Origin of the sequence: Vibrio sp. OPT46, assembly GCF_015163535.1 — a bacterium.
Lineage (GTDB): Bacteria > Pseudomonadota > Gammaproteobacteria > Enterobacterales > Vibrionaceae > Vibrio > Vibrio alginolyticus.
In genome coordinates this window covers 1-233 of the sequence record NZ_JADDYG010000888.1, presented here as the reverse complement: position 1 = coordinate 233, position 233 = coordinate 1, and the positions used below count along the sequence as shown (strand labels likewise).

Below are 233 nucleotides of genomic sequence, written 5' to 3'. Positions count from 1 at the left end.
ACCATTAGCGCCGTAATGGACGATAAAAACCACCTTATTAACTACATTTGTGTGTTTGAAGATATCTCTGTGCGTAAGGCACACGAAGAAAAGCTGCAGCGCATGGCTTTTTACGATCCATTAACCAATCTACCTAATCGCACCCATTTACTCAGCTTACTCGAACAACACATCGAAACCGGACACAAAAACCAGCAGACGTTTGCCACCCTATTCTTAGATATCGACCATTT

The 233-nt window shown here is 42.5% G+C and carries 1 protein-coding gene; it reads left to right on the top strand.

The features are described from left to right. The coding region (locus IQR33_RS31385) for a diguanylate cyclase domain-containing protein (protein ID WP_193844316.1) at positions 1–233 on the top strand (233 nt) is incomplete at both ends.